10 protein-coding genes and 1 pseudogene are annotated in these 11,076 nt (G+C 60.6%); 1 reads left to right on the top strand and 10 read right to left on the bottom strand.

The annotated features are described in order from the left end of the window. From O3306_RS22060 to tnpA, 10 genes are all read right to left on the bottom strand, one after another. A partial coding sequence (locus tag O3306_RS22060) for a ParB/Srx family N-terminal domain-containing protein (protein ID WP_272011531.1) occupies positions 1 to 533 on the bottom strand: 533 nt, incomplete at its 3' end. A 288-nt stretch (positions 534 to 821) separates the two neighbouring features. Then, on the bottom strand, positions 822 to 1,649 hold the full coding sequence (locus tag O3306_RS22055) for a hypothetical protein (protein ID WP_272011530.1): 828 nt from the start codon (positions 1,647 to 1,649) through the stop codon (positions 822 to 824). A 47-nt stretch (positions 1,650 to 1,696) separates the two neighbouring features. Beyond that, positions 1,697 to 4,195, bottom strand: a complete 2,499-nt coding sequence (locus O3306_RS22050; protein ID WP_272011528.1) for a DUF3987 domain-containing protein — start codon at positions 4,193 to 4,195, stop codon at positions 1,697 to 1,699. A 205-nt stretch (positions 4,196 to 4,400) separates the two neighbouring features. Then, complete coding sequence (locus tag O3306_RS22045) at positions 4,401 to 4,625, bottom strand: helix-turn-helix transcriptional regulator (protein ID WP_272011526.1); 225 nt, start codon at positions 4,623 to 4,625, stop codon at positions 4,401 to 4,403. Then, entirely contained in the window at positions 4,618 to 4,806 is a 189-nt protein-coding gene (locus O3306_RS22040) for a hypothetical protein (RefSeq protein WP_272011524.1), read from the bottom strand. Before O3306_RS22040 ends, O3306_RS22045 begins: the two co-directional genes overlap by 8 nt. A 76-nt stretch (positions 4,807 to 4,882) precedes the next feature. Continuing rightward, entirely contained in the window at positions 4,883 to 5,539 is a 657-nt protein-coding gene (locus tag O3306_RS22035; protein WP_272011522.1) for an RNA polymerase sigma factor, read from the bottom strand. A 462-nt stretch (positions 5,540 to 6,001) separates the two neighbouring features. Then, complete coding sequence (locus tag O3306_RS22030) at positions 6,002 to 8,143, bottom strand: hypothetical protein (protein WP_272011520.1); 2,142 nt, start codon at positions 8,141 to 8,143, stop codon at positions 6,002 to 6,004. 258 nt (positions 8,144 to 8,401) lie between these two features. Then, a complete protein-coding gene (tnpC, locus tag O3306_RS22025; RefSeq protein ID WP_272011518.1) occupies positions 8,402 to 9,958 on the bottom strand; it encodes an IS66 family transposase in 1,557 nt (518 codons plus the stop codon). A 54-nt stretch (positions 9,959 to 10,012) separates the two neighbouring features. After that, positions 10,013 to 10,363, bottom strand: coding sequence for an IS66 family insertion sequence element accessory protein TnpB (gene tnpB, locus O3306_RS22020; protein ID WP_272011516.1), 351 nt, complete (start codon positions 10,361 to 10,363; stop codon positions 10,013 to 10,015). Continuing rightward, positions 10,363 to 10,776: an IS66-like element accessory protein TnpA gene (gene tnpA, locus O3306_RS22015; RefSeq protein ID WP_272011514.1), complete on the bottom strand. Its 414-nt coding sequence runs from the start codon at positions 10,774 to 10,776 to the stop codon at positions 10,363 to 10,365. Before tnpA ends, tnpB begins: the two co-directional genes overlap by 1 nt. Before the next feature lie 171 nt (positions 10,777 to 10,947). On the opposite strand from tnpA, the pseudogene O3306_RS22010 reads away from it, so the two are divergent. Next, positions 10,948 to 11,076 (top strand): annotated as a pseudogene (locus O3306_RS22010) (DUF2924 domain-containing protein); the annotation flags it as partial.

Genomic DNA, 11,076 nt, shown 5'->3' with positions numbered 1-11,076 from the left:
GCGCCCAGTTGCCAGAGATCGCCCGGTCGCGAGACCGGGACGTCGGGGGCTTCGGGTGTCGCTTCCTCTTTCGGATCCCCCGCCCCATGATCCAGCAGTGCATCCAGCTCTGCCCCTTCAAAGCCGATATCACCGAGATCGATCCCCAGCTCCGAGAGGTCTGCCAGTTCCAGCCCCAGCAGATCCCGGTCCCACCCCGCCTGCTCGGCCAGTCGGTTATCCGCGAGGACATAAGCCCTCTTCTGCGCCTCGCTCAGATGCGCCAGTTCGATCACCGGCACAGTGGTCATCCCCAGCTTCTGTGCCGCCAGCACCCGGCCGTGTCCGGCAATGATGCCGTTTTGCCCATCCGCCAGCACCGGGTTGTTGAACCCGAACTCCCGGATTGACCCGGCAATAAGCGCCACCTGCGCCTCACTGTGGGTGCGTGCGTTGTTGGCGTAGGGGATGAGATCGACAACCGGGCGATGCGTAATTGCCTGCGCGCCCTGCACGTTCTCCTCGTTGAATTCAGCTTCCGTTCTCTTTGCCATGACCCCGCCTTGGGTTTAACCTCACCATTGGGCGCAGGATATCACGAACGGCAAGCTATTGTAATCATGACAATAAATGACAATACACGACAGGAGGCGACAGCTACCCGGACAGATGCGGTTCAAGCAAACCTGCGCAAGGACGCGGCTGGCGGCTGCAGGCGGCATTCCCAGGAAAGTTTTGTCACCATTGTCCCTTGCGCGTACGTAACAGGGACCAGAAAACGCCTTCTTTTCTATAGCGACAAGTTTCTGTCTCACGCGCGCAAGGGACAATGGTGACAAAAGTCACGCCGGACCCTGCTTTGCATATGATACGAATTGCAGCAGGGTTTCGCGTTCGGCTCGCTCGACACGTTTCAGGTGTTCAAGCTCATGCGCGGGTAGATGACGCTCGATCGCACCCCTCAACATGTCGCGCAGCACATCGGGTGGGATCGCATCCAGTTCAGCGGCGAAAGGATGCGGCCATGCTTTGTCTGCCGTGATGGCACGCTTGTGTGGCCGAGTCGGGAGATCCATGTTGCGCACCTGATCGGCGGTGAGGCCAAGTGGGAAAAACTGCACGTCAACACCAAGCTGGTGTCCAAAGCGCATGACCTTTTCTTCCAGGCTGTTCTGCGCATCACGACCCGATCGGTCAAAATCATAGAGGCTGTAAATTACCAGCGTCTTGTTGCTGCCCTGCATTCCGGAAACGGCATCATGTGCGATGGTTTCGGAGGTATGGCCGCCCGTCGGCATCAACGGCACGTCATAGTCTTCAGTCACCGGATTGATGGCTCCTGCAAGCGCGGACTTCTCAATCCAGATTTCCACCTCAATATCGCTGTCAGCCCAAAGGGCTTTGCGGTATAGAAGCGCAAAATCCTCCAGCGCCGAATAGATGCTGTCATGCGTGGTGGGTTTGCGCGTGTATCTGGTCGCATCGGCAATGCAGCGATAGGGCAATCGGCCATCACGGCGAAGTGCCAGGACCTGCGCTTGCACCTTGTTATAGCCGCCCTCTGTCTTATGGATCAGACCGCGGATGGTCGCGGCGTAGAAAAGCCGCCGGACGGTGACGGGCGCATTGCATTTCGCGTAGACGATCAGGAACTGCGCGCGGGCTTCCATTTCGGCCTTGGTCGCGCGGTTTCATTTTAACAGGCCAGTCTGATAAATCACACAGCCCCCTTGCTCAGATCGCGGATCGTTTCGCGTGCCTTGCAGCGACGCTCCTTTTCGCGCGTCGCGCGGTCTGCGAACTTCTGGTGCACCGCCGGATTCACCTGCCAATGCGGCGGCGATGACGGGCGCGGCGGGTCGATCCGGTCCAGCCAGCCAAGCGCGGCCAACTGTTCCAGCAACGGGCGGATTTCGTGTTCCTTCAATCCCCGCATCGTACGGTCGCCCCGTTGCACGTCCCGGTTGGTAATCCGGTCCAGCTTTTGCGTAAGGATATATCCGGCGATTGCAGTCAGCCTGTCGTGATCATCAGACAGACCCAGAACGCCGCTGTAGAAGGCGATGGCATGCGCCAGCAGGAAGCGGTGGAGGAACGTCGCAACGCGTCGTGCGGTCGCCTCTGTGACTGTGGATCGCAAGCCCACTGCATCGGGATCAGGGTTTTCGCAAGCGGCCATGCTTTCGATGTGTTCGATGCAATGCCACACAACGCAAAGCCGCGCGAACAGCCCGTCATATTTGCCGATATGCGACGCCAGCTTGCGATTGATGGTTTCCAGAGATTGCAGGTCAAGGTGGCGAGCTTCCAGATCGCGGCGGATCGCCTGCGCCCCGTCATCGAATTGTAGCAACCCCTGTTCCATCCAGCCGGGCAGAGTCAGTTCTCGGAGCTCCTGTATCAACACCTGATAAGCGGCATTCACTGGCGGCATGGGCTCGTCGCGGCCCAGTGTTGCCGTGCGCAACATGATCGGGAAAAGACGCTGTAATAGTCCATCGTCAACACTGTCGCCTGCAATCTTGCGCAGGGGTTCGGGCTGAATCCCACCCAGCATCGAAACAGACAGATTTTCGATGATCGTCGCCCCGCGCCCCACCCGGTTCAAGGCGAATTGCCCGCCGTTGAAACTGCGCAACCAGAACGCGCGGTCAGCCTGCGCGCCCTTGCCGCCGTTGTATTTGTCCATCGCTCCGAAAAAGCCGCTGAGTTCGTCTTGCAGAAGCAAAACGCCCCATGGGCTGCCTTCCAGCACTTGCTGTGCGGCCTCAACAGTCGCGTCCTCAATCCTGAGCCGCGTTTGCATCGGGCGTGGGATGGCCTTCTTTTCGTCTGTGCTCAAGGCGTCGTAATCGTTCATCCGCTGTTGCCATGCGCGCATCATCTGCATATCCAAGCGGCAAAGCGGACCAGTTGCGGCGGAGATGATCGGGCTTTTCTTTGCAGACGGCGGCCCCATCAGCGCCGCCCAGAGGCGCGCGCTTTCGGTCCAGTCGTCGTGGCGCTTCACCTTGATCTGAATCTGATCTGGGATGGCGGCCGCGCATGTTGTCAAAGCGGCCATCGCCAGCCCCGACGGATCGGCCCCCATCTGCGCACCGTTGGCGCGTGCAAACTGTTCGATGATCGGCGGCAACACCCCTTTCGGCAAGTCCGGCGGGTCAAAGCTGCCCCAAAGGTCCACCGGATCGCCTGCCGGTGGCGGGTCCGTATCTCTTGCAGTGGTATCTTCACGCGTAGCTGGCCGGTCCGCGATTTTGGCCCAGCCAAGGCCTGCCGCAATGTGATAGAACGTGCCGGGCGTGATGGTGTCGATGGTCTTGATGCTATCCCAAAGCCGCTGCGGGCTGTTGCCTCTGCCGGATGCCCCGTGGGCTTCCCCACGCTGCGACCACGCAATGAAGGCTTGTTCGATACGCAAAGCTGTTTCTGTATCGGCTTCAAATGCCGCAGCCTTGCAGGCATGTGCCATGCGCACCCACTCATCCCGACCGTTGGCAGGGTTCGGCAAGCTGTCCAGGATTTCGGGTACGTCACGGCGGTCACAAACCACGCCAGTGTTGATCTCGCAGCCAGTGGCATTGCCCTCGGCAGGAGCGTCCTTGTCTTTCCTGACCTTGCCTATCCGGTCAATGACGACGCCGCGCGCAATTGGTGCCTCGTTTATGTGTGTGGGGCTGCCCTCGACATGCGTGAAGGTGAGCGCGATGCCGCGCTGCACCCCGGCATAAATGCCGGCGTTGTTCTTCTCCCGCACGCGGTCATCCCCTGAATGCCGTGAGGTCAGCATGTGCAAGCCGATGCCGGAAGTGGATACCTCTGTATACGTCTCCCCAAGCGGCGGAACCCAGTCGGCCAAAGCGCCGTCCGGCCCGATCACATTGTCCAGATCCAGTGTCACAAAGGCAGAGCCCGGACGGGCAAGGTAGCCCACGCAAAAAGTGGCTGCCTGCTTATCTGGTGTCCCACGTGCGACCAGGTTCTCATTGATCTCGAAGATGCGCGAGGTAAGCCCCTGTCGCGCGTCGACGGCCTGATCGAAGGTCATGAATGCGGCGTTTGTGGTTGCTGCGTCATAGCCGCCGCGGGCGTTGCACGGGACCTTGTTCGCCTTGCCATTGGCCCCCGGATGTTCGACCCGAAAACACATCCAGTTCTTTTCCAGTTTGGCGCGGTCCCAAACGTCGCCTTCGGGGAGTCGGATAGTCGTGTTCACTGGCCCGCCCCCCAGATCAAGGTTGCCAGCATCTGCGCCTGGCTTTCGGTCAAGCCGTAGACGCGCATCAGCAGTTTGATTTGAAGTGTGCTCATTGATTAACCTCGGAATTGATTCCGGCGGCAATCGGCGGTATTCTTGGATCATCTAGAGTGCCCACCACTCCACCCAATGAAAGCCCCGCCGATGCAGCCGGTGGGGTTTTCTATTTGTTGGTGTTGGTGACTGTCTCGTGCGCGCTTGCGCAGCCCACGCTTCTCTGTGCGGCCTCCCAGGCCAGCACATCCGTCATGCTATAGCGGATCGAGGCACCGATGGTGATCCAGGCGGGGCCGTAGCTGTCAGCTCTCCAGCGCTCGATTGTCCGCACGCTCAGACGATAGCGCGTCGCCAATTCCCGTTGCGTGAGATAAACCGGGGTCTCAGTCATGCTGGTCGACCTCACACTTCTGAGGGCGCTCGAAGATCATGAACAGCGCCTGTCCGTCTTCGGTGCGGCCACCATCCTCAATCAGATAGCTGCGCCCCTCTTCGATCAGCATGGTGAAGTCCCAGGTCGCATAAAGCCCCGGAACCCGCTGGTAGTCGTCATCGATGATCGTGCTGGTCATTGTTCCCGTCCTTTCTCGGCGCATCGAAAAGACGCGCTTATTGTGGAAAAGCCGGGCTGAGGGCCGGATTGGGACATCATGCATCGAAATTCGTCTTCAGGCCTGCAAATGCCCTTTGGCAGCGCTTACGGGCAGCATCGTGGGTGATCCCGAGGAACCGGGCGACGTCCTTCTGGCTGAACCCCGCGATGTGCACCAAGGCCAGCATCTGACCGTCTTCGCCGAGCTGGCGCCGGGCGGCCTCCAAGATGGCCTCGGGATCATCGTCACATTGATCGGAGCTGGCTTGTCCTGCCAATACATCGGCGTCGTCGGACAGCACCAACCGAGCGTCGCGACGATAGCTGCGCCGAAGATCACGTTCCACATTGCGCAACAGGGTTGCTGCCACCCGAGTGACCTTCCCCGGATCGGATTGCAGAATACCCTCAGCCAGACCGGAGATGAGGTCGGTTTCCAGCTGGTCCAAATCCATGAGCCTCCGAAGCTTTCCACGAACAACACAAAGCCCCGGCCATAGCGCGAGGATCAGGAGTTCGGTAGACAGTTTGCCGAGCTCGGCATCGCCAACCGCCGCAGAATGCAGGGTGCGAAGAATGGTGTTTCGTTTTTCGGGATCGCCACCGCGGCAATGCTGCCATTCGAACAGCTGTGAAGGATCGCGGAATGATCGACCCGCAACAGCCTTTGGAATGAGTTTCGGAAAGAGTGCGATATTCGAATGCCGGTTCACCGACCGGACAAGCTGCGCATGATGCGCCAACCATTTTGAGGACACGAGATGCCTGGGCTGGGGCCGGGCATCTCGCGCCTCTCATCGGGCCGGGGTTCGGGCGTCGCGCGCCTCTACGAATTGTAAGTGGTTGTTTTCAGTCCGCCTTGGCCGACCGAGCGCGGTTCAGAGTTCCGCACCCCTTGCAGGTCGCGGAAGCGGGCAGCGTTGCCACATATTCGTGCCGGCGCTGAAAGCGGATGTGCACGTCATGGCCATGAATACATCCCAGCAGCCGGCCGCAGCAGCTGCAGAGCCAGTCGTCGCCACGGGGGCGCTGCCGGCGGCGCTGTATTGGAATGCCCTGACTAGTGTAAGTTTGTTCGTGTCGTGCCATGTCGGCCTCCGTCGGTTGATGGAGGCTTAATGCCGGATGACTGTCTGGAGCGTCCCACGCCCGAGTCTGGAGGAAGTCTGGAGGCTTCAGTCGCTGAGGCGCCACATCCCGTTTTTGCTTCCTTTCTGCACATAGGTCCCGAACACGCGCTCGCGCATCTTCCCGGTGAAGATTTCTCTCGGAGTCCTGGCCATCGTGCCCTCGATAAGCACGCCGGTGTGAACCTCTGGCGTTCCGGCATTGTAGGCGTCGGCAAGCTTTTCGAAGAAATCCAGCTGTATGCGGGTAGATAGGGGCAACGTGTCTTTCTCTGGCATGACAAAGCTCCCGGAATGATTGCCAGAACGGACGACCCGAGCCATCGTGGTCTGGGCGATTAGCCGGCGCTCGGAGTTGAAGCGGTCGAGCAAGTGGTCTGGCGACAGTCCGGGTGGATCGGCGTTCCCGTTCCAGACATCCCCGACAGGTATGGCCACGTTGTTCGCGAGGAAGCGCGGCGCTTCCGGTCCCGCGCACAACACGATCCCGTCTCCAGCGCTCTCACGAGTCCGCAATTGCTCTTCCAGGCTGAAGATGACATTTGGCTCCCAAAGCCCACGCGCCAGATAGATGGGAACGGTCCCGTTCACACTGACAATATCTCCAACGCGAACAAGGTCGTCGCTGATTTTCTGGAACTTCTTTGCAGAGAGATTACCCGCCAGTGACTTGGCGAGCGTCTCTCGCAGCCAACCTTCGACAACTGTAAATTCGGTGTAATCACGGGCCGAATAATCGGGCTGCCGCGTGACCGTTGATGCATCGGCCTCGACGACATCATCATGGTCATCGTCGATCAGCGTGAGGGACTGGCGCTTCTTTTGGTAGATGAGACGCGCATCAAGCAGCGTGTCTACCGACAGCTCCAACTCCGCCAGCCTCAGCCCAGTCACGACCGTCTCGCCCAGGTCAAACAGCCGCATCAGCGGTCGCAACATGTCTCCGGTCTCTTCCGCGCCCAGCGGGCGCAATTTCCGGGTTATGCCCCACGCCTCCAAAAGGCTCGCGCCCAACTCGCGCGTCGCGCGATCCTTGTGGCTCAATACATTCGATCCGTTGGTGCCGCGCACGGTTATGTTCAGGGATCTGGCCCGCTTGTCCCCCTCTCGGTGATATTCGACGGATATCGCCACGCGATGCACACCACTGGGTCCCCTGAACCGATGCGCTCCGGAGAGATATCGCTTCAACATCTCATCGATGTCGTCATCGCGCGTAACTTTCAGCGATGCGCGACGGCCATAGCTGCCAAGGAGCAGTTCGCATTCCGTCACCACCGCCGATTGCACATCCACGCCTTCGATATCCGGGACCTCCAGCTTGAACGATGTCGCAAACCGACGGAGGTCATAAACCTTCTCTGAAAGCGGTTTTTCGGAGATATTCCGCCCGAGCACTATTTCTGCAAAAGCATTCGAAACGTCGTGCCGCTGGCCAAAGCTGCTCGCGACAACTTCGATCAACCGGTTTCGCGGCGTGTAGATGAGAACAATCTCGTCCTGCGGCCGAAAGTAATGTGGATGCCGGCTTCCATCCTCGCGGTGTTCATAGACCGATGACAGGTCCGCTCCGTGGCGCACAATCAACATGACCGACGCGGGGTACTTGTCCGTTTCCGGCAGGTTGATCGCGGACAATGTCGGCGCCTTGCCTAAACCCAGCACCCGATCGAGTTTGGCGGTCAAGGCAACAACGTTGACCTTCTCGGCCGTTGCCGGGACGCTTTCGTCCTGATCCAGACCGAATGCGGAATGGATGTTACCACGATCTCTGTCCTTGCGTGCGTGATGGAAGCTTTCGGCGTTCTGGAATGCAAGCGGCAACTCGATGAACGCCCAGCAACTCCTGCAGATATCATCGAGCTGATCCTCGAATTGCCGGCACTCCTCGTTGGACGCCGCTTCGATTATGACGGTTTTCAAAGACTGGGCTCCTTTCGTTTCGCCCATTTCGGTCACGCGTTGGCTTTGAGCCTCGATTTCCGATAGCAATTCAGGACCAAGGGACTGAAACTGCTCCAACGACAAGCGTGCCTCTGGATCGGTGGCACCATTGTTAAATCGCTGAACGGTGTCTTCCCCCTCAACGGCTTGAATGACCTTATCGAGAAACCTCGCCGCCAGAGCGGCTGGGATGTCCTCCAATATTTCCCGCGTATTGGTTCCGATCGCAGTCTCTTTTTTTGCCATGTCGTCCTCCGTCGAAGCCGAAAGCTAATGATGAAGTGGAGGCGGTGCAAACGCGGCGTGTCCCATTCCGCCGCGCTGATTGGCTTTTCTCCATAAAGGAGATGAGCATGAAACGCCCCAACCCTCTTCCATCGCACCTTATGTCTCCGGCCGAGCGTCGCAGCGAGCTGTGCGGACTTCTGGCCCTCGGGTTGGTTCGGTTGCGATTACGCGAGCGCACCGAAGCATCGTAAGCGCGGGCTGGGTAGCACATTGATTTCAGCTTGACGGCTTGAAGTTCCAGGGTAGCAGGACGTCGATGCGGTTCTGGGGATGGCCGGCGGCGATTGCTTCGAGGGTGGCCTTGAGATAGGCGAAGGGCTCGACGCCATTGATCTTTGCTGTGGCGATCAGCGACGCGATGCGGCCCCAGGCCTTTCCGCCCTCGTCATGACCGGCGAACAACGCATTTTTCCTGTTCAGCGCGATGGGGCGGATCAGGTTCTCGATGCTGTTGGAGTCGATCTCGACGCGGCCATCACGGAGGAAGGTCTGCAGGCCGTCCCAGTGGCGATGGATATAGGCCAGCTTTTCACCCAGCCGGGATTTTGCCGATATGCGCAGTCGCTGCTCCTGCAGCCATTTTCCGAACGCCGCGACCAGAGGTGCTGTTCGCGCTTGCCTGGCCGAGAGCCGTTGCCCGGGGGCACAGCCGCGGATATCAGCCTCCACAGCGTAGAACTCGGCGATGCGGCGCAGACCCTCGGCTGCGATCTCGGATCCGTCGCGGTCGAATACTTCCTTCAGCTTGCGCCGGGCATGCGCCCAGCAATGCGCCACACGGATGGGGTCACCGCCCTTGCGGGAGGGACGCGTCAGGCGATTGTAGCCCTGGTAGCCGTCGAGTTGCAGGATCCCGTCAAAGCCGCGCAGGAACTTCTCCGCGTTCTCCCCGGCGCGGCCGGGTGCATAGAAGAAGACCACGCCCGGTGGATCATCTCCGCCCCAGGACCGGTCGTCACGGGCGAGCGCCCAGAGATATCCCGTCTTGGTCCTGCCGCGCCCCGGATCCAGCACCGGGGCGGTGGTCTCGTCCATGAAGAGCTTGGTCGACGTCTTCAGATGTTCCGCCAGTCGGTCGACTACGGGACTGAGATGGAAGGCGGCGGTGCCGACCCAGTCGGCCAGGGTGCCGCGGTCGATGGTGACGCCCGAGCGCGCGAGCATCTGGCTCTGGCGGTATAACGGCAGGTGATCCGCGTATTTGCTGACCAAGACATGCGCGATGGCCCCTTCGGTCGGCAGGCCGCCCTCGATCAGGGCGGCGGGGGCCGGTGCCTGCGTCACGCCATCGGTGCAGGCGCGGCAGGCGTATTTGGGGCGGACAGTGACGATCACGCGCAGTTGCGCCGGCACGATGTCCAGCCGGTCGGTGCGGTCCTCGCCGATCTTGTGCATCTGCCCGCAGCCGCAGGGGCAATCGAGGCTGTCGGGCTCGACCACCCGTTCGATCCGGGGCAGGTCCTCGGGCAGGTTGCCGCGGTTGCGTCTGGCCACCCGTTTGCGCTTGGGCGTGTCATCGCCGGGCGCGTGATCCTGCTTCTGTTCTTCGGCCTCGGAGACGGCAATTTGCAGATCCTCGAAGGCCAGCTGCCGGTCGTCCTCGTCGAGCTTCTCGGACTTTTTGCCATGCACGATGTGGTTCAACTCGGCGACCAGGTGCTCGAGACGCCTGTTGATCTCCTTGAGATTGGCCGTCTCGCGTAGCAGCGCGGCGACAGCGTCGCGCTGGTCCTCGGGAATGGCCGAAAGGTCGATATCAGGCAGGGCCGACATGCCCCGAACATACCCTGAACCGACTGGAAATGCGCGCCAAATCAGTCGCCTGATTCATTCCGCCGCAGCCGGCCGGCGCGCGTCCAGCGCCTTCACCCGGCGCCAGTCCAGGCCGGCAAACAGGGCTTCGAACTGCGCCCGGTTCAGCGACATCACGCCGTCCCGGATGGCAGGCCAGGTGAAGGTTGTCTCCTCCAAGCGCTTGTAGGCCATCACGAGACCGGTCCCGTCCCAAAACAAGATCTTCAACCTGTCGGTCCGCTTCGCGCGGAAGACGAACATCGTGCCCGTAAACGGGTCCTCCCTCAGCACCGACTGCACCAGCGCGGCCAAGCCATCGTGACCCTTTCGGAAATCGACCGGCTGCGTCGCCACCAGGATGCGGACCTTGTGCGCAGGCAGCATCACGCGCGCGTCCCGAGTGCCCGGACGAACTCGGCGATGCGCATGGCGGGCGTGTCGGCGTCAAGGTGGATCACCACGTCGCCGACAGCGATCCGGACATCGCGCCCAACGGCGCCGCCCTCCACCTCGGGGGCCGGTGCCTCCGCGTCACAGATCACGAGCGGCGCGAACATTGCCTCATCCCCGCTCTGCTCGTCGGCCGGCAGGACCAGCTTTCCGTCCTTCGCCAAGCGCCGCCATTCCGAGAGCCGGTTCGCGCGCAACCCATACCTCTCGGCCACCCCGCGAACCGTAGCCCCGGGCTCGAGCGTCTCCGCCACGATCTGACCCTTGAGCGCATCAGGCCACCGCCGCCGGCTCGAAGTGGAGCTATGCACTCCATCCGACCGGAAAAACTCCAACGTATCCTCCAAGGAGAAACTCCATCCCTGTTCCAAGACAGGGACAGATTCTCAAAAGCGGCAGTTCAGAAGAAGGTGGGGTCCAGGTCGCGCTTACGAAGCATCTGACGAAACTGGAGAAAGTTCCCTACACTATTCGCCCGACCAGAGCGTTCATGCAACTCCAACTCAGAGGAGAACCGCATGACCAAACCTGATACCATTCCCGCCCGCCTGGCGGCGCTCAAGACCACTTCGACGCCGGACCTGAAGCAGCAATGGCGTGAGCTGTTCGATAGCGAGCCACCGCCATTCAATCGTCGCTACCTCGAG

It is taken from the genome of Roseovarius sp. ZX-A-9 (assembly GCF_028369135.1).
Taxonomy (GTDB): Bacteria; Pseudomonadota; Alphaproteobacteria; order Rhodobacterales; family Rhodobacteraceae; genus Roseovarius.
This window is presented reverse-complemented; position numbering and strand designations above follow the sequence as displayed.